The organism is Picosynechococcus sp. PCC 73109, assembly GCF_001521855.1.
Taxonomy (GTDB): Bacteria; Cyanobacteriota; Cyanobacteriia; order Cyanobacteriales; family MRBY01; genus MRBY01.
The window spans coordinates 919,564-938,907 of record NZ_CP013998.1 but is presented as its reverse complement, the minus strand read 5'-3'; the positions used below and the strand labels follow the sequence as shown (position 1 = coordinate 938,907).

General features: G+C 47.1%; 17 protein-coding genes. 2 read left to right on the top strand and 15 right to left on the bottom strand.

What is annotated here, in order from left to right; translation table 11 throughout:
• Positions 1–3 precede the first annotated feature (3 nt).
• From AWQ23_RS04535 to rsfS, 4 genes are all read right to left on the bottom strand, one after another.
• Positions 4–504, bottom strand: coding sequence for a hypothetical protein (locus tag AWQ23_RS04535; RefSeq protein ID WP_062433001.1), 501 nt, complete (start codon positions 502–504; stop codon positions 4–6).
• 45 nt (positions 505–549) lie between these two features.
• Positions 550–1,875 carry a Mur ligase family protein gene (locus tag AWQ23_RS04530; protein WP_062432998.1) on the bottom strand — a complete coding sequence of 442 codons (1,326 nt, stop codon included), beginning with the start codon at positions 1,873–1,875 and terminating at the stop codon, positions 550–552.
• Positions 1,876–1,965: 90 nt separating this feature from the next.
• Complete coding sequence (locus tag AWQ23_RS04525) at positions 1,966–2,808, bottom strand: pentapeptide repeat-containing protein (protein WP_232308959.1); 843 nt, start codon at positions 2,806–2,808, stop codon at positions 1,966–1,968.
• 525 nt (positions 2,809–3,333) lie between these two features.
• A complete protein-coding gene (rsfS, locus tag AWQ23_RS04520; protein WP_062432992.1) occupies positions 3,334–3,717 on the bottom strand; it encodes a ribosome silencing factor in 384 nt (127 codons plus the stop codon).
• Positions 3,718–3,968: 251 nt separating this feature from the next.
• Between rsfS and AWQ23_RS04515 the strand changes: the two genes are divergently transcribed.
• Positions 3,969–5,033 carry an ABC transporter ATP-binding protein gene (locus AWQ23_RS04515; RefSeq protein WP_012306499.1) on the top strand — a complete coding sequence of 355 codons (1,065 nt, stop codon included), beginning with the start codon at positions 3,969–3,971 and terminating at the stop codon, positions 5,031–5,033.
• Positions 5,034–5,042: 9 nt separating this feature from the next.
• On the opposite strand, the gene AWQ23_RS04510 is transcribed toward AWQ23_RS04515, so the two are convergent.
• The 4 genes from AWQ23_RS04510 to AWQ23_RS04495 all read right to left on the bottom strand — a co-directional run bounded on the left by AWQ23_RS04510 (position 5,043) and on the right by AWQ23_RS04495 (position 10,932).
• Positions 5,043–6,455, bottom strand: a complete 1,413-nt coding sequence (locus AWQ23_RS04510; RefSeq protein WP_062432990.1) for a serine/threonine-protein kinase — start codon at positions 6,453–6,455, stop codon at positions 5,043–5,045.
• Positions 6,456–6,523: 68 nt separating this feature from the next.
• A complete protein-coding gene (fghA, locus tag AWQ23_RS04505) occupies positions 6,524–7,369 on the bottom strand; it encodes an S-formylglutathione hydrolase (RefSeq protein WP_062436505.1) in 846 nt (281 codons plus the stop codon).
• A gap of 59 nt (positions 7,370–7,428) precedes the next feature.
• On the bottom strand, positions 7,429–8,538 hold the full coding sequence (locus AWQ23_RS04500) for an S-(hydroxymethyl)glutathione dehydrogenase/class III alcohol dehydrogenase (RefSeq protein WP_062432985.1): 1,110 nt from the start codon (positions 8,536–8,538) through the stop codon (positions 7,429–7,431).
• 99 nt (positions 8,539–8,637) lie between these two features.
• Positions 8,638–10,932, bottom strand: coding sequence for an MASE1 domain-containing protein (locus AWQ23_RS04495; RefSeq protein WP_062432981.1), 2,295 nt, complete (start codon positions 10,930–10,932; stop codon positions 8,638–8,640).
• 271 nt (positions 10,933–11,203) lie between these two features.
• On the opposite strand from AWQ23_RS04495, the gene AWQ23_RS04490 reads away from it, so the two are divergent.
• Positions 11,204–12,115, top strand: a complete 912-nt coding sequence (locus AWQ23_RS04490; RefSeq protein WP_012306494.1) for an alpha/beta fold hydrolase — start codon at positions 11,204–11,206, stop codon at positions 12,113–12,115.
• Positions 12,116–12,188: 73 nt separating this feature from the next.
• On the opposite strand, the gene AWQ23_RS04485 is transcribed toward AWQ23_RS04490, so the two are convergent.
• From AWQ23_RS04485 to AWQ23_RS04455, 7 genes are all read right to left on the bottom strand, one after another.
• Positions 12,189–13,406 (bottom strand): HAMP domain-containing sensor histidine kinase, encoded by a 1,218-nt coding sequence (locus AWQ23_RS04485; protein ID WP_062432978.1) that lies wholly within the window; start codon positions 13,404–13,406, stop codon positions 12,189–12,191.
• A gap of 152 nt (positions 13,407–13,558) precedes the next feature.
• Positions 13,559–14,035 (bottom strand): nuclear transport factor 2 family protein, encoded by a 477-nt coding sequence (locus AWQ23_RS04480; protein WP_062432975.1) that lies wholly within the window; start codon positions 14,033–14,035, stop codon positions 13,559–13,561.
• A gap of 104 nt (positions 14,036–14,139) precedes the next feature.
• The gene (cynS, locus tag AWQ23_RS04475) at positions 14,140–14,583 is read right to left on the bottom strand and encodes a cyanase (protein WP_062432972.1); all 444 of its coding nucleotides are present in this window, start codon (positions 14,581–14,583) and stop codon (positions 14,140–14,142) included.
• A gap of 57 nt (positions 14,584–14,640) precedes the next feature.
• Positions 14,641–15,534: an ABC transporter ATP-binding protein gene (locus AWQ23_RS04470; protein ID WP_062432969.1), complete on the bottom strand. Its 894-nt coding sequence runs from the start codon at positions 15,532–15,534 to the stop codon at positions 14,641–14,643.
• Positions 15,534–16,370: a nitrate ABC transporter permease gene (gene ntrB, locus AWQ23_RS04465; RefSeq protein ID WP_012306489.1), complete on the bottom strand. Its 837-nt coding sequence runs from the start codon at positions 16,368–16,370 to the stop codon at positions 15,534–15,536. The genes AWQ23_RS04470 and ntrB overlap by 1 nt, the downstream gene beginning before the upstream one ends.
• A 20-nt stretch (positions 16,371–16,390) precedes the next feature.
• Positions 16,391–18,028, bottom strand: a complete 1,638-nt coding sequence (locus AWQ23_RS04460; RefSeq protein ID WP_062432966.1) for an ABC transporter substrate-binding protein — start codon at positions 18,026–18,028, stop codon at positions 16,391–16,393.
• A 297-nt stretch (positions 18,029–18,325) separates the two neighbouring features.
• Positions 18,326–19,126, bottom strand: a complete 801-nt coding sequence (locus tag AWQ23_RS04455; protein ID WP_012306487.1) for a response regulator — start codon at positions 19,124–19,126, stop codon at positions 18,326–18,328.
• Positions 19,127–19,344 lie beyond the last annotated feature (218 nt).

Here is a 19,344-nt window from a genome sequence, read left to right as displayed (position 1 = left end):
ATTCTAACCGCCCCAAATGCCCCAACTGGTCAAGCCCACGAGACCCAAGCCCAAAGCCCACCAGAGAAACTGATTATCCTGGGTTTCGATTTGGGATAGATCTTCCAAATCCTCGATGGCAAGTTCTTTGGTTTCCACTTTTTTCTTGCCTTCGACGTAGAGCGATTTTGCCGGATCAAGGTTATCCAAGCTGGGGATTTCCGTGAGCCACTCTTTGGGCCGTTCAAGTTTGGGAGCTTCGAGGATGTACAGTTGTCGCTGGGCCCGTTGACTGGTGCTGGCAAAGGGATGGGTCATTAGTTCACGGCAGAGGGCGATCGCCTTTTCCCCTTGATTGTTCGCCTGGTACGCACTGACAAGCCAAAGTTGCACTTCCCCAGATTCGCGGGAATAGGGAGGTAGATTTGCAACGGTGCGCTGGAAATAGTCGATGCTTTGGCGATATTCCCCCTGGAGAAAAGCATCCTTGCCAGTTTCAAACAAAATTTGCGTCGTGGTATCCATCAAAAAAAACGGTGGCGCTGGAGAGCAGAATTTATTTTTGCTAGCCTACAAAATTTTGCGGCCCGTCAACATTTGGCGCACCTCTAACATCGCTGAATAGGTAGGCAGAATATGGAGGGTTTGCTCGGCTGGACTAAGGGCGATCGCCTGGTCGAGGGCTTTTGTTAAATCCGGTTCCACAATTAATTCGGCAGCCCCTTCGCAATAGCGCAGCCGCAGGGCCATGTCGTAGGTGCGATCGCCGCTGATGATAATTTTGCCGAGGGATTGGGTGAGCTTTTCGAGATCCACATCCCAAATCCAGGACACATCGGTGCCGTCGGGGGTGCGGTCATTGAGTACGACGAGGACGGTGCTCGTTTTCCCTTGCTGCTGTAAATCAGTGACGGCGCGGACTGTTTCGTTCATGCCCACGGGATTTTTTGACAACAGAATCCGCACCGGTTTTCCTTGGACGGTTAATTCTTCCGCCCGACCAAAGGCTGCTTTAAACGACTGAATCTGCTCGTTGATGATGTCCCGGTGAATGCCCAGGGTTTCCGCCAAGAGAGCGGCAGCAAGGGTATTGTATTTGTTGTAAACGCCGATGAGGATTTGACCCCAGTCTGGACTATGGATATCTAAGGGATTTTTGGCAAAGCCGCAACTATCACAGTGGTAATCGCCGAGGTGAGAGAGGTAAACGCCTTTGTAGGTGAGAGGTGCACCGCAGCGGGGACAATAAATGGAATCGACAGCGTGGGGGATGGCCTCTAGGTATAGGTCTGGTTCATTAAGGCCAAAAAATTTCACCGTTTGGCTGAGGTTTTGCCCCAGATCATTGAGGGTCGGGTCGTCGCCATTGACGATAATCGTGGTTTCCGGCGGGAGGGGGGCGATCGCCTGTTGCCAACGCTGACTAATGGTATCGACTTCGCCGTAACGGTCGAGTTGGTCACGGAATAAATTGAGGGCGAGGATATGGGTCGGGGAGCAGGTTTTGAGGAGGATCGGAATAATATTTTCATCCACTTCTAGGATCGCGTAGTCAATGTCGAGCTGGCCAAAAAGATTCGCGTGTTCCAGGAGGGCCGTCGTTAAACCATTGATCAAATTTGCCCCGGTAGCATTGTGGGCGAGCTTATAGCCCTGGGCTGTGAGGATTGCTTTGATTAAGAGTGAAGTCGTGGTTTTGCCATTTGTGCCCACCACCAAAATGACGCCTTTTTTCGCCTGTTGGAACAGATCCGGCAGAATCTCTGGAAAAATGCGTCGGGCGATCGCCCCCGGTAAGACACTGCCCGCACTGAGCTTGAGGCCCCGTACCATCGCTGTAATTGTTTTGCCTAAACCACAGGCGATCGCCAACCGTACACTGCGCAAAATAGCCATTCCCTTCGGCTGTCTCCCAGACTGTCTAAGTCCTTAAACATAACAGAACTTGCAGTCCCTGCCTATCTCTGGGCGAGGTCTGACTGACAACTAACCAACGGCTTGGGGTAACCCTTGCCAGCCCCCATGGGCATCCGGTGAGTGATAGGTCAAATTAGCCAGCACCGGACGATCGATTCCCGGTAAATACGCTAAATTTTCTGGCTCGAGCAACACATTCCGCAGGTCTGCCCCTTCTAATTTTGCCCCGACGAGCTTTGCTCCCCGTAGATCTGCCTCGACTAAACAGGCGAGCTTTAGATTGGCTTCGACGAGATTACTCCCCTGGAGATTCGCCTGCCGGAGATTAGCGCCATAAAGTTTCGCCCCTGAAAAATTTAGCCCTGCTAAATCCATGCCCAGCAAATTTACATCCCGTAAAAAAGCGCGGCTAAAATTGCCATGGTGTAAATTAGCGTGCTGGAGATCCGCATGGCCTAGGCGTGCTTCCTGGGCATTGACCCAAGCTAAATTTGCCTGATTTAAGTTTGCCTGGCGTAGGTTCACCCGGGCGAGATTCGCGCCACACAAATTAGCCCGCCGGAGATTCCCGCCCCGTAGATTGGTATGGTCTAGGCTGGCCCCACACAAACGCGCTTCGATCAGTTGAGCATTGACCATAAAGGCCCCGTCTAAGGTCGCTTTCGTTAAATCTGTACCAACAAGCTGGGCATCGTTTAGTTTGGCATGGGCGAGGTTTGCCCAATTTAATGCCGCCCCAGACAAATCGGCTTTCAGTAAAAATGTTCGACTCAGATTCGCACCCATGAGGTTGGCCCCCTGGAAGTTGACGCCAATTAATGCCTCACCCCGGAGATCGGCCCCTTGCAGGTTAATCCCGGCAAAGTTTCGTTCCCCATGTTCGTAGGCGCGTAGTAATTGTTGAACATTCATGGATTTCGACCCACAAAACAAAAAAATAGCGCTAATTCCATGCCATGACTGGACAGAATCACGGTGACGGGCTGCTATTTCAATTCACGTTTATTCTATATCTTAAAAAATTCTTAAAAGGGAATCTCCGGGGCGATCGCCAAAAAAATTCACGAAGATTTTGGGAAACTTAATAACTTTCTCTGGGGTTGGAAATGCCTTAAAAACTGAGATCTACTGTTACATTTCTTCTTAAAGAAATATTGATTTTTCACTAAGCAAAAGTCATCAACAAGCCTTGAAAAATCGTTTTTTAGCTGGGTTTAACTGTAAAGAGATAAAGCCTTTTGTGATTTCTGGGAGGAGAATTAATCACCCTTCATCGGAACGTCACGCAGCATTTTTCTGAGAAAATAAATGGCAAGCGTAATATATCGCAACGGCGACTAACGCACCATTGCGATCCTGATCAGAACTAATTTAATTAATTACGAGAAAGAGTCCAGGCTTTTAAAAAGATACCCTTGACGCTTCATCTCAAAAAATCTAAGGAAGGGTAGGCTCAAATTCAATGCGTTCGGCATGGCCCCAGAAGGCTTCGAGGTTATAAAACTCCCGTTCCTGGGGTAAGAAGATGTGTACAATCACTTCGCCATAATCTTGGAGAATCCACATCCCTTCGCTTTTGCCCTCCATCCGTAGGGGCACTTTGCCATATTTTGTTTCTAATCTTTCTTCGATGGCATCGGCGATCGCCCGCACCTGAGTCCGCGAGAATCCTGTCACCACAACAAAAAAATTCGCCAGATAGGAAATTTGATCTACCTTCAAAATCGTAATATCTTCGGCTTTCCGGTCATCGGCCGCAGCCGCGATATCCCAGACTAAACGTCCATTTTCATGGGCTTCAAGGGTTTTCGGTAGAGTCATTAACGGTTCTGTTGTGAATATCAATAGAGCAAAAATAATTGTTCTTCTAGCTTACCGTGGAATCTCCCCCACAGCACCCCAGGGAGAACAAAGGCACTTTTCCCCGATTGTGCAAAATATCTTGCCGTTGATCGATCAAACTAAATATTCCTATGTTATGATGCAGCAGTTGAGAATAGTTCTTAATTGATTGGCGATCGCCTCTGGGAATTGTCTCAAGGCCCTGCCATTAGAGTCACCGTTAAACCCCCATGAATGATTCCCCCATCCTACGTGTCGAAAGTCTTTGTAAACGTTTCAGTGCCCAAGATCTACCAGCGGTCAAAGATATTCAGTTTCAACTCAAACAGGGGGAAATTCTCGGACTTTTAGGGCCTTCCGGTTGCGGTAAAACGACGTTACTGCGCTTAATCGCCGGGTTTGAGCAGCCCAGCGCAGGACAAATTATTCTCAACGGCGTACCCGTTAGTACCCCAGAAAATTGCCTTCCCCCAGAGCGGCGGAATACCGGGATGGTTTTCCAAGACTACGCCCTGTTCCCCCACCTCACCATCGCCGATAACATTGCCTTTGGGTTGCGCCACCGTGAACGCAAATTTTCCCGCCAGGAAATTCGCCAACGAATTCAGGAAATTTTGCATTTAGTGGGACTTGCGGGCCTAGAAAAGCGCTATCCCCACGAGCTATCTGGGGGACAACAGCAACGGATCGCCCTTGCCCGCGCCCTAGCACCCCGTCCTTCGTTAATTTTGTTAGATGAACCCCTGAGTAATTTGGATGTGCAGGTGCGCCATCACCTCCGCCATGAGATTCGCCAAATTATTAAAGCGGCGGGCATTTCGGCGATTTTTGTCACCCACGACCAAGAAGAAGCCCTCGCCATTTCGGATCGGATTGCGGTGATGCGCCAGGGGAATTTGGAGCAGTTGGGCACACCAGAGGAAATTTATACCCGCCCGGCCTCTCGGTTTGTGGCGGAATTTGTCACCCATGCAAATTTTTTACCGGCCCAGTGGATCGGTGGGGTTTGGCGCACGGAGATCGGTGAATTTAAAGTGGCGATCGCCCCCCCAGAACAGGCCGCCGAGGGAGAATTAATGGTGCGGGAGGAGGAATTGGAATTGATTCCCCAGCCAGAATCCCCGGTCATTGTGAAGGAGCGGCAATTTTTGGGCCGGGAATACCGCTATTGTCTCCAGACAGATTCGGGGAAATGTCTCCATGCCCGCATGGGAGTCAACCAATTGGTTCCCGTCGGGTCGCGGGTCGAAATTAAGATCCAATCGGCAACCCCCCAAGTATTTGCTGCGTCCTAAAAATTTGGGCTAGAGCTTAAAAGAATAAAGAATTTCCCCGTCAGGCGATCGCCGGGTCGTGCCATTAAATTCCTTGGCCCTGGCGTCGAGATATTTTTGTGCTTCTTTGCCGGAAAGTTGGGTACTTTGGGCGAAACGAAGTATCGTCACTTCGCCATTGGTTTCACTGAGGGTTTGGTAGAAATTTTGCCGCAGCCAGTCGGAGTCAAATTTTTCCTTCCGCACTTGACGATTTAACCGCCACAGCATGAATGAGCCTGTTCCAGTAAAGGGAACCCCGAAAATAATAAAGGCGGCGATCGCCCCTTCGCGGTCCTCCTGGGAGACATTTTCATTGACCCCTTCCACAAGACCATAGATCGCAATCGGCAGCCCCATAATTAGCAAAGACACCCCGATAAACCGTTGCACGGCACGGAATAGAAACTTCGCCCAGTGGGTTTTTGGGGGAGCGGCGAGGGGCGCTTGTCCTTGAATGTTTTGACCCAAGCCACCACTCACCACCGTTGCGGGCACTGCTGCTTCCTGCAAATTCGTTTTTTGGAGATTAATGGCTGGCTTGGCGATGGGTTGGGCGGGCCCCGTCAGGGATTGGAGAGCGGCTTTTACGGCCATGGCCGATGGGTAACGACTGCGGAAATCGAAACAAATCATTTGATCTAGGATCGCCGCAAATTCTGAACTCACCTGGGCATCCTGACGCCAAAGAATCTCTGCAGTTTGGGGATCTTCGTAGAGCTCGTCGCCACTACGATAACCCATGGGAGGGAGCTTCCCGGTCAGGGCCTGGATAATAATCAAGCCTGTGGCGTAAAAAATATCACTACTGAGTTTAGGTTTGCCCCGGCCTTGCTCGTTGGCCATATAGCCAGGGGTGCCAATGATGGTGCCGACACGGGTTTGACCCTGGGCATTAATTTGGGTGCATGCCAGTTCTTTCACGGCGCCGAAGTCGATCAGAATAATTTTGCCGTCCTGTTTCCGCCGAATCAGGTTTGCAGGTTTAATATCCCGGTGAATCACGTTCTGGCTATGAATAAAACTGAGGGGTTCGAGGATACTTTTTAACAGGGCGATCGCATAGGCTTCACTAAGTTTTTTGCCGACGGTGATTTCCCGCTCGAGACTATGGCCTTCAACAAAATCCTGAACCAGGAAAAATTCTTGATTGATTTCAAAATAGGCGAGCAAGTGGGGAATTTGATCATGGTCTCCCAGGCGATTGAGCAGTTGGGCTTCCGCTTCAAAAAGCCGCCGCGCCACCTTCAGGGCTTCGGGATCAGAAAAACTGGGTTTAAACTGCTTAACGACACAGGGCTTGTTGAACTGTTTGATGTCCTCGGCGATAAAGGTTTGCCCAAAGCCTCCCGCCGCCAAGGATTTGACGATGCGATAGCGGCCATCGAGTAACTGCCCAATCATAATCTCTGTAACGCTTGGCTCACACCTAAACTGATGTTCCCATTATGGAACAGGTTCGGCGAAAACATTTAGCCAATCAGGAATTGGGCGTGGTGCCGGATATGGTCAAGCATAAAAGTGGCGATGAAAAAATAGCTGTGGTCATAGCCGTCTTGGTAGCGGAGGGTGAGGGGTTGACCGACTTTTTCACAGGCGATCGCCAATTTTTCTGTCAGTAATTGTTTCTCCAAAAAACCATCGGCGCTGCCTTGATCCACCAGGATTGGGTACTTTAAAGGGCCATTTTTTTGTAAGAGAGCCGTCGCATCATAATTTTCCCAGAGGGTTTTATCCGTGCCCAGATAAGCAGTAAACGCTTTTTCTCCCCAGGGGCACTGGCTCGGCGCAACAATCGGCGCAAAGGCAGACACCGACTGGTAGAAATCAGTCTGCCGGAGGGCACAAATGAGCGCCCCGTGACCTCCCATGGAATGGCCAAAAATCCCCCGTTTCGCCGTCACGGAAAAGTTCGCTTCGATGAGTTTGGGCAGTTCCTCGATGATGTAACTGTACATTTGGTAATGGTTTGCCCAGGGCTGTTGGGTTGCATCCACATAGAAACCGGCACCACTGCCAAGATCCCAATCTTTATCCTCGTCGGCAATGCCCGTATTGCGAGGGCTAGTATCGGGGGCCACGAGCATTAAGCCATAGTCTGCGGCATATTTTTGGGCGCCTGCCTTCGTGGTGAAATTTTCCTCAGTACAGGTCAAACCTGATAAATAATAAAGCGTTGGTACGGGTCGAGTTTCGGCTTGGGGCGGCACAAATACCGCAAAATTCATCGGCACACCGCACGCCTCAGAATCGTGCTGGTAATACTGCACTTTGCCGCCAAAACAGAGGGTTTCTTTCGTTAAAACAAGGTTTGTCATCGTTAATTTGATCGTGCTATGGGGGCTTACCATGGTAAACCCCTACCAATTTTGATGACCTAAAAGGTGACCACGCTGCGGATAGATTCTCCGGCGTGCATCAAATCGAAGGCTTCGTTAATCCTTTCAAGGGGCATGGTGTGGGTAATCAGATCGTCGATGTTGATCTTGCCTTCCATGTACCAATCGACAATTTTCGGCACATCGGTGCGGCCCCTCGCGCCCCCGAAGGCGGTTCCTTTCCAGACGCGCCCCGTCACCAACTGGAATGGCCGGGTACTAATTTCTTGGCCTGCGCCCGCTACCCCAACGATGGTGGAAACGCCCCAACCTTTGTGACAGCTTTCTAGTGCTTGGCGCATTACGTTGACATTCCCAATACACTCAAAGGTGTAGTCCGCACCGCCTTTTGTTAAATCCACCAGGTAGGGCACGAGATCACCCTCGACTTCCTTGGGATTGACGAAATGGGTCATGCCAAATTTCTCGGCGATCGCCTTTTTGTCGTCATTGGTATCGACGCCGACAATCATATCTGCCCCCACCATACGGCAGCCTTGGATCACGTTCAGGCCAATGCCCCCCAAGCCGAAGACAATCACTTTAGAACCTACTTCAACTTTCGCCGTATTGATCACCGCCCCGATCCCCGTGGTGACACCGCAGCCAATGTAGCAAACCTTATCAAAGGGGGCGTCTTCGCGGATTTTTGCCAGGGAAATTTCTGGCACCACGGTGTAGTTAGCAAAGGTGGAGGTGCCCATGTAGTGAAACAGCGACTCACCATTAATCGAAAAACGTCCGGTACCATCGGGCATCACACCCCGGCCTTGGGTGAGTCGGATCGCCTGACAGAGATTTGTTTTAAAACTGAGGCAATATTCGCACTCGCGGCATTCTGGCACATAGAGGGGAATGACATGATCGCCCGGTTTCAGACTTTTAACATCCGGCCCCACTTCAACCACAACCCCAGCCCCCTCATGGCCCAGGATCGCCGGGAATAGCCCCTCTGGATCGGCCCCAGATAGAGTGTAGGCATCGGTATGACAAACCCCCGTCGCCTTGATTTCTACCAGCACTTCTCCAGCTTTGGGGGGTTCGAGTTGGACGGTTTCTACCTTGAGGGGTTCTTTTGCTGCATAGGCGATCGCCGCTTTCACATCCATGGGGTCAATCCTTAAATTTTGGTTTTAGTCGTTACTATTCTAAAGACAAATACCGGGGGCACAGATTTTTGCTAAATCTAGGGTTCATCGGCAAACACATTAAAATACGAGGCGACAACATTGCGATCGCCACAGGGCCTGCACCAACAAATCCAACCGCACAGGCTTGGTAATGTAATCATCCATCCCAACCTCCAAACAAGCCAACCGATCATGCTGCATAGCATTGGCCGTCAGCGCAATAACATAGGGATGTGGCTCCAAATTTAGTTTAAGTAATGCTTTGGTGGCGTCTAAGCCGTCCATTTCAGGCATCTGAATATCCATCAAAATCACATCATAAATTTGCTGTTCAACTGCCTCTAGGACTTCCAAACCATTACTCACGATGTCCACCTGATAACCTAAATTCTTTAGGATCTTTGCGACAACCTTTTGATTCGTTAAATTATCTTCCGCTAAGAGGATCTTCAGGGGCAGTTTCGTCGCCAACTCTCGATCAAAAACAAACAAAGGATTTTGCTTTTTTTCAAGGGAGTCACTAGGTTTATTGACAATTTGAGTACAGATCATAAACTCGAATTTACTGCCGACGCCCGGCTGACTCGTCACTGAAATTTTGCCGCCCATCATCCGGACAATTTCTTGACTAATGGCGAGACCTAAACCAGTTCCTTGGGTTTTAAATTTGGCTTTACCAGTTTGTTCAAAAGGCAGAAAAATTAAGTTGAGTTTATCAGGCTCGATACCAATCCCAGAGTCTTCAACTTCAAAATTGAGCAATGTATAGGTCTCACTCAAATCGGGAAAAGAATGAAGTTTTAAACGAAAAATAATCTGGCCTTTTTCTGTAAATTTCGCTGCATTATGCAAGAGATTTAACAATACTTGCTTAAGCTTTTTTTCATCAATGCTCACCACTGCTGGCAACTTGGGAGGGAATTCACAAATAAATTCAATGGCATCGGTATTGATTTGCGCTTGAATAATGCCCTTAATCCCTTGGAGAAATTTGGAAAAATCTACTTCTTGAAAATGAAGCTCGACTCTTCCCGCTTCAATGCGAGAAATATCTAAAATATCTTCAATGAGATGGAGTAGGTGAATCCCTGAGTCACTGATGGTTTGTAAATCTCCCCGTTCGTATTCGTCTAAATTATCAGAATCTTTGAGCAGTTCCACTAACCCTAAAATGGCGTTTAAAGGGGTGCGCAACTCATGGCTCATACTAGACAGAAACCGTGTTTTGGTGCGATTCGCATTTTCTGCTGCTTGTTTGGCTTCGATGAGTTCTAAGTTTTGTTGCTCTAATAAAAAGGCATTTTCTTTCAGGATTATTTTGCTTTGTTCAAGTTGTGATGATTTTTCTTGGAGGTGGAGTTTAGATTGGCGCAAATTGTTAAAGGCTTCTTTTTTTTCTCTTAAAGTCGCCATTAAGCTCAAATTAGTCACCACGATGACCACTGTGAATAACTGCAAGCGTAGTAAAGATTCGTTGATATCTTCACTGGCAAAGGAACCCAGTCCCCGCACAGTGCCGAGTGCCGCTAACATTGTCACGAGGGAAATAAGATTTGTCGCGCCAAATTGACCAAAACGAATCACGGCCCACACCAGACAGGGAATGAGCATATATTCCAAATGGAGATCTTGAGAAAAGGAAATATAACTAATCAACAAAATAATTGTGAGTAGGCTCAGGGCCTCAACAAATTTTGTTTCAAGCAATAATTTCCAGGCAAGTTTAGCGGGCTTTTTAGAATGTTTGTTAAAAGTGAAAATTGCTTTTTGAATGAGACGATTTAAGGTTTGTGGTTGAAATAGCTCATACCAACTAATTAGGGCCGGGGTAAAAATGTAGATTCCAGAAACGTTAGAAATCCACCAAGTTAACCAAGATTCTCCAAAGTTTGCCCAAGTGACTGTATTGCCGATGGCAAGGGCAAAAACTCCGGCTGTGGCATTGATTGCCGGGGTTAAAATACCGATCAATAAAAGAAACTTGCAGAGATCGTCAAGCTTTTTGAGGGGATTTTTGCGCTGAATTTTGGTATCTAGTAAGTATTTACCCAAGCCCATACCACTTGTAGTGCCTAGGGCGATCGCCAATACCTGCACAATTGAAGTAAGGGCTTGATTGAGATTTCCCCCCTGAAAAAAAGCCCAAATATTCGCCAAAAAAGAGCCAAGAAATACCCCTGGCAATACTTGATAGCCATAGATGAATGTTGCTGCCAGGGCGATGCCATCGGGGGGCCATATAGGGGTAACGGATTGAGGGGTCGAAGCAACCTGGCGAGAAATTTCTGCGGTCCCGTAATAGGCTAAGGCAAGCACAATAATGAGGATAAACCGTCGGGATAGTTTCAAGGGCGGTTGCGGGAAATGGAACATGACGATCCTGATGGAGCTTGGACAGATTTTGGCAGGTGAATCACAATGGGTAGCTGTAACTTAAATTGGGAAATGTCAACTGGCACAAAGAGCTCTAAGGAACTAATTCCTACTATTCTATTATTGTCGAAAAACCACAACTACCCAAGCATACAATTTTGCTTGAGCGTGCCCTAGCTCCCTAAATTTTCTCGGACACCGTTTGCTTGTAGGCCAGGGGCAAACCTGTAACAATAAGTAGGCAATTTGGCTGCATTTGTTGAAATCCCCTATGTATCCTTCCTTTTTACCGCCTCTGGTTAACCAGCTTACGGAACTTGATGCGATTCGCCTCGCCCAGCAGCTCCAACAGGTGGCGATCGCCACTCCGCTTCAGACAAATCCCATCTTGACGAACTTTGTCCAACAGGGCAGCGGCGACCAAGACATTCTCCTCATCCATGGCTTTGATAGCTCAGTTTTAGAATACCGCTATCTTTTGCCCAAATTAGCCCAGCAGCATCCTGTTTGGGCCGTGGATTTGCTCAGTTTCGGTTTTACGGAGCGACCAGAACAGCTTCCCTTTACCCCAGAAACCATCAAAACCCACCTCTGCCAGTTTTGGCAACAGCAAATTAATCGCCCGGTAGTGATTGTTGGTGCCTCTATGGGTGGGGCGGTGGCCCTCGAATTTGCCCTGAGCTACCCCGACGCGGTCAAGCAAATTGTCCTCTTAGATAGTGCTGGTCTGGCCCCAAAACCCCTCAGCCGCTTTGCGATGGTACCGCCTTTGGATCGGTGGGCTACACAATTTTTAGGGAGTATGAATATCCGCCGAAAGATTTGCCAGAGTGCCTATTTCGATAAAACAAAAGTCACAACAGATGCGGTACTCTGTGGCGCGATGCATGTCCAGTGCGATCGCTGGCAGGAAGCCTTGATTCAATTTACAAAAGGCGGTGGCTATGGCTCTTTTTATCCCAAATTGAAGCAGATCCAGCAACCCACCTTAATTCTCTGGGGTGAACAAGACCGAATCCTTGGCACAAAAGCAGCCCATCGCTTTCAACAGGGCTTACCCAATAGCACCCTCCACTGGATTCCCAATTGTGGCCACCTCCCCCATGTGGAGCAAACAACCCTCGTCGCCGAACACATTCTTCGCTTTTGCCAAACTTTAATCCCAATCACATCTAATCATTAGTTTGAATCCTTGAGTTGACAGGATTTTTTTTTCATAGACTCAAGATGATTAAGATGATATTTTTTGATTTTAATTAATTGGTGGAAGTCGAAATATTGTTTTTACTGTTATTGAACATTGGTAATCTCACAGTAAAAGTCGTTCCTTTATTGATTCGGCTGGACACATGAATATTGCCTCCAAGGAGATCCACAAACTGTTTAACGATACTTAGCCCTAGTCCTGTACCAGGAATATTACTGGTATTACAACCCCGATGAAACGGTTCGAAAAGATATTTTCGATCTTTTAAGGCAATGCCAATCCCTTCATCTTGGACTTTGATAATTAGTATTTGTTTCCACTTTCTTAAGCTCAAAGTGATTGCGCCACTCGCGTGGGTGTAACGAATCGCATTGGCAAGTAAATTTCCTAAAATTGAGTAGAGTAAGCGTTCGTCAAGCTCAGTGATAATCGAATGGCTGGGGCAAATCAATTTAATGGGATCAGACTGACGAATAAATTCTCCTTCCTCTAATAACCGACGGCAAAATGCCACTACATCAACTTTTGTTCGGTTAACTTCTAAAACTTTGGCTTCAATCCTACCAATCACTAAAATATCGTCAATGATTTGAGTCATGCGCTCAACATTCGCATTAATACTAGAAAGATAACCTGCTTTTTCTGCTAAGGAAAGATGGGTGTCATAACGTTTCAGGGAAGAAACAGACAGGGTGATGTTATTAAGGGGATTACGAAATTCATGACAAACCATGGTGATGAAGCGTGAACGCATTTCGCTAAGTTCCCTTAGCTGTTGATTGGCTCGTTGCAACTTTTGGGTCCGCTCTTGAATTTTTTGCTCTAAATCTTCATTGGCCTGTTCAAGAATTTTTTCTGCCCAACGCCGCTGACTAATATCTTGAAATGTGACAACAGCCCCAATTAAAGTGCCGTCTTCATCTTTCATGGGGGTGCTGATATATTCCACCGGAAAACTGGTGCCATCTTTGCGCCAAAATACATCGGAAATCACGCGATGGGTACTACCATCTTTGAGGGCGGCATAAATTGGGCAATCTTCACGGGGATAGGGCGAACCATCCACATGGGAATGGTGCAATACCGTATGCATTGACTTGCCGACCAACTCTGTCACTGGCCAGTCAATCATCTTAGCGGCAGCGGGATTAATAAAGGTCACATTGCCATCTAAATCAAGGCCATAAACCCCTTCGCCAACGGCATTTAAAATGAGTTGGTGCTGGCGACGGAGCTGTTTTAATTCTTGGGCAAATGGTTTAGACAAGAAACGTTATTATCCTCGACATCAGTACAGTAGAGAGTATTATGACTGACTCTATCACTCGGCTGCCGTTACCCATTGAGTCAACTCAGACTGATGTGAATCAATGGGCTGATTACCGCTTGCAGATGATGGGAACGCTGAAAATTTTGTATTTATTCAGGGGAATTAATCAATCCGGGATGATCGAGGGGGCGATCGCCAGGGGCATCCCAAAAAAAGCGGCGCTCAGATTCGGCAATGGGTTTGTCGTTAATACTGGCTTCTCGGCGACGCATTAAACCATTTTCGTCAAACTCCCAATTTTCGTTGCCATAGGCGCGATACCATTGCCCTGCATCATCTTGCCATTCGTATTGAAAGCGTACCGCAATCCGGTTTTCGTCGAAGGCCCACATTTCTTTGACGAGACGATAATTTAGCTCTTTATCCCACTTGCGGCGCAGAAATTCACGGATATTTTCCCGACCTTGAAAAATTTCAGCACGGTTGCGCCAAAAACTATCTTCTGTATAGGCCATGCACACTTTATCCGGATCGCGACCATTCCACGCATTTTCTGCCATCCGCACTTTGGCGATCGCCGTTTCTCGATCAAAAGGAGGGATTAACTTTTTTGGAGTCGATGTCATATTTCAAAGCCTCAACACAAATTCTGTTTAAAAAAGAGGCTGCCAGCCAATCACTAACAGCCCCGATCCATGCAAACGCCATTAATTCATAGCAGGAGCTCCACTTACCATTTCTTGTAGGGCAAGAACTTACCGCACATGATCACCTTAACGCGATCGCCTTTGGGATCTTCTTCGCACTCAACATCAATGGAAAAATCAATCGCACTCATGATGCCATCGCCGAATTTCTCATGGACAATCGCTTTAATGGGCATACCGTAAACCTGCATGATTTCGTAGAAACGATAGATGAGAGGATCAGTCGGAATAACAGGCTCAAGCGAACCCTTCAAAGGACATTCGGTCAACGGCTCAATTAGAGACTCATCCGCCCCAATCGCTTGCACAATCTTGGTTGCTTCTTCTAAAGAGGCACTGGCCTGACGGTAGACCACGGAAGCAATCCAAACCTCATCACAACCGACTTTCGCTTCCAAATCTGCAAAGGAAATACCAGCAGCCTTTTTCGCAGCTAAAAGCTTCTCTGTAACCTCAGAAATTGCCATTCTTTAAATCCTCTAAAAAATCAAAATTTACAACGTAACCAAATCGAATCATGTCGCTTAACGACTAATTCTTGCCGCCTCAACCGCGCGGGTTTCGCGAGAAAGATGACTCTCCATTTCAACCTTCAGATCGTGATATTCCGGATACTGATCCAGCTCCTCACGATTACGAGGACGAGGGAAAGGCACATCCAAGATTTCGTCCACACCAGCAGCCGGGCCACGGGTCATCATAATGATCCGATCAGAAAGCAATAAAGCCTCATCAATACTGTGGGTAATCATAATTACCGTTTTCCGTTCCCGCTCCCAGATGCGTTCAATCTCATCCTGCAAGAACCCACGCGTTAGCGCATCCAATGCTCCGAACGGCTCATCCATCAATAAAATTTGGGGATTAATCGCCAGAGCACGGGCAATACCGACCCGCTGTTTCATACCACCAGAAATCTGATGGGGATGCTTTTTCTCCGCACCCGTTAAACCCACAAGCTGAATATGCTCTTTAATCGTGCGCTTAATTTGCTTTTTCGGCATATCCGGATAAACCGTTTCCACCGCAAAGTAGAGATTTTCCTCCACTGTCATCCAAGGCATCAGTGCATAACTTTGAAACACCATGCCGCGATCAGGCCCTGGCCCAGTAATCGGTACGCCATTAAGACGAATCTCACCAGAAGTGACAGGCGACAAACCCGCGATCATATCCAGCAACGTGGACTTACCACAGCCCGAAGGCCCAATAATTGACACAAAAGTGTTCGGTTCAATATCGAGGCTAATATCCTCGATCGCCACATAATCTCTCGATTTTTTACCAGTAACCTTACCCAATAAACTTTGTTTACCGTGGAAGACTTTGGTTAAATTACGAATTGAAAGTTGAGCCGTATCCGAAAAAGTATCTTCCGGCGTTAGGGGAGTTGCGTAATGCACAGGAGTAACACTCATTATTTTCGACCAAATGCAACAAATTTTTCGACAGCCGCAAAGCAACTATCCAGAATGAGACCAACTAAACCGATGATCAGAATCGCCACCAAAATGTTCGGAATATAAAGGTTATTCCACTCATTCCAGATGAAGTAGCCTAAACCTGTACCCAGCAACATTTCTGCTGCCACAATGACCAGCCAAGCAATCCCCATACTGATCCTTAAACCCGACAAGATGTTGGGCAGAGCAGCAGGAATAATCACTTTAAAAATAGTGCGGAAACTCGAAGCCCCCAGGGTTTTTGCCACATCCAAATATTCTTTACTAACATTTGCCACACCGAAAGACGTGTTGATCAAAGTCGGCCAAATACTGGAAATGAAGATGATAAAAACACCTGTTTGCTCAGAATCGCGCAAGACATATAAACCAAGAGGTAACCACGCTAGGGGAGATACGGGTTTTAACAACTGAATGAATGGGTTAAAACCTTTTCTGGCGATCGGTGAAATACCAATCAAGATTCCGAGGGGAACAGCGACACAAGAAGCCGCAAGGTAGCCGATCGCCACCCGTCGCAAACTGATTAACAAATTCCAGCCAATGCCCAGGTCGTTAGGCCCATTGTCGAAAAAAGGATTGGTTGTCCACCACCACAACTCCTTGAGAGTCAAAGAAGCAGTAGGCATATTCGCAAGGATTCCTATGCGAGCACTGATTTCCCATCCTCCTAAAAAGACAATAAGGGAAGCAACAAATAGTGCAAATGCGAGAAAATTCTCATTTTGCCAAAGGGACTCTTTCGGCCTAGCGTAAGCTGATGTTGGTAGTCGTTTACTTGTGACTGCCATAATAAAAAACCTCCTAAAAATTACACGCCATATTCATCGATTTGCTGTTGCACATAAGCCGCAGGATCAGCGGGATCGAAGGTGTCAAATTTGAGGGTCTCCTCGCGATAGATCTCAGTGGGCGGTGTCTGACCAAGCTCAGTTGCCAGTTCTCTTGCTAAATCGGTGAGGAAGACATCTGTACCAACAGTGTCATAGCCAGTCTCAGGAATAATTGTGGGAGCCAATCCGTCACCCTGAAGATCCCAACGCACAAGCTGGGAAGAAATCCAGTTTGCAAAACTCTGCCAAGGATAGGGATCAAAGCCGATTCGGTCAGGAATATCAAGGCTATTGCCATTACCATCGTCAAACTTGCCAGTGAGAACTGCTTCGACAACTTCCACAGGCTGGTTAAGGAAGGCCCGCTCGGAAATCGCTCTGGCAATTTCTGGACGATTTTCAGGGACTTGAGCGTAAGCAGCCGCTTCGATAATGGACTTGTTAAGGGCACGGAAGGTATTGGGGTTGGCGTCAATCCACTGATCACTCGCGGCAAAAGCGCAACAAGGATGACCTGGCCAAATTTCTTTAGTCAACATGTGGATAAAGCCTGCACCTTCGTACACGGCCCGCTGGTTAAACGGATCAGGCATCAAGTATGCGTCGATATCACCCGCTACCAACTGAGCAATACTATCTGGCGGGGGAACAGGACGAATTTGAACATCCACATCAGGATCAATGCCGCCCGTCGCCAGGTAGTAACGCAACAGGAGATTGTGCATCGAGTAGGGGAATGGAACCCCGATAGTGAAGCCTTTGAAGTCCGCGGGACCATTCACTTGACCCTTATATTTTTCGGCGACTGTGATCGCTTGACCATTAATATTTTCAATACTGGCAAGTTTCACGCCAAAGGCTTCGGAACCAAGACCTAAAGTCATGGCAATCGGCATTGGGGCAAGCATATGATATGCATCTAATTCGCCGGCGATCGCCGAATCTCTGACGGCCCCCCAGCTCGGCATTTTGACGACCTTGGCATTAAAACCATACTTTTCGTAAAAGCCCAAAGGCTCAGACATAATAATGGGCGTCGCACAGGTAATGGGAATAAAACCAATCTGTAAATCAGTTTTCTCCAAATTACCCACTGGCGCATCTGCCGGAGTGTCTGCCGCAGGGGGCGTTGTATCCTGACCACAACTTGCTAAACTCACAAGGGCAGCACCAACGGCCATATTCCGCAGAAATTCTCGACGGGTCTGTTGACTACTACGAATTGAGTCCGCAAAAAATAGACCAGCTTGGGGCCCAAAGGCCGCCGCAAAAGCATTTTCCATCCCGCCAGCCTGCTTACAGAGGGCCAAGATCAGCTTCTCTCGCTTTGGATCACTGCGACCAATGCGCTTCAAAAATAAAGTTTTTCTCAGTTCGTAGGCATTTACTCCTTCTGCAGCCCGCAACTGATTCTCTTTATAAATCCCCATTTTTACGAGGTCATCAACCATTTCTACAGGATCTTGGGGCATCGTCTGCATAAACTGCCAGTGATCACTCGCGCCATGGTATTTTCCACAAACATGACACAAAGACTGTAAGTTCGAGCGCCTGCCACCGAAAGAGTCGGAACCCCCTAGTCCCTGTAAAGCCTGCTGTGCTGAAATCAGAGTCATAATTTATATCTACCCAAAAATAACAACTTAAACTTTCAAAACCGCAGAATTTTGAAAGAGCCCTAAAACTCAGAAAAGTACTTTTATTTATTAAGAGTTGCGGTCTATAGTAGCAGCCACTTTCGTAATAAACATTAGATTTTTTTTTGAAAAAATGTCATTTTTTTAGGCTGTTTTTTCAACTCCCTTGATATCCTGCTTTTTTTGTTAAATCAATTACAGAAAAGTCTTTTCCGAAGATGTTATTCTCAGTTGGTTTTTGTGAAAAACTGTCCTGGCAGCCCACAAGAAGACAGGCTATATTTGCTCAGAACGCCAATTTAATGGTGTTTTTCCATGGAATCGCCGGAATTGGTTGGTAAAGTAGCCAGCATCATGGTAGCCACATAATTCTGCAATTTTATGGATTGGCTTGTTTGTATTTTTCAATAGTTTGCGAGCCTGCAGCATGCGCCTTGCGATAATCCATTGTTTGACTGTGTAGCCAGTTTCCTTCTGGACTAAGTTACTCAGGTAAGACGTAGAATAGCCAACTTCCTCGGCGATCGCCTTGATTTTAATGGGTTGATGGTAATGATCTTCAATAAAATCAAACGCTCGATTTAAATTGCTGGAGTAGGGAAAAGAAAAATCGCGATCAATATCTGTTAATGGAAAGTCGATTTCGGCACCAGAAGAAACAACTGTTTTATTTTTTGTCGAATCTAGATGGTGATTTTCAATCGTGTCTTGTTGTCGCTTTAGTCGGACATTAATCGCGCCTAGAAATTGTTCAACCGTGCAAGGCTTGGTCAGGTAATCGTCTGCTCCGAGCTGCATACCATAGCGAAGCTCGGCCATAGTAACTTTGGCAGTGAGAAAGATAAAAGGAATCGCGGTTGTTTTAGGTGAGCGGCGTATTTTTGACAACACGAAGTAGCCATCCATGTCGGGCATGAGAATGTCACACACAATCAAATTTGGTTGTTCGTTTAATGCCAGTTCGATACCATCTAAAGCATTACTTGCAGCACAGGTTTTAAAGCCTTCAAATTCTAGGCACTTAAGGAAAACATTACGGGTTTCTGCTTCATCCTCAATAATCAAAATTTTCGTCATTGCCTTCTTGTTTCCAAAAATTGATCATTTATGCTGCCAAGTAGAGCACCCCATACCCTAGGGCTTAAAGAGCAAATTGATATTGTGTTCTTGCTTAGATGTAATCACTGCACTCAACTTAAGCTTTATTAGCCTTTAATTATGGTCAGCCTGATGTATCCCGCTATACAAAATAGGGGCGATCGCAATGATCAACTTGGAAAAATATTGTCGAATTA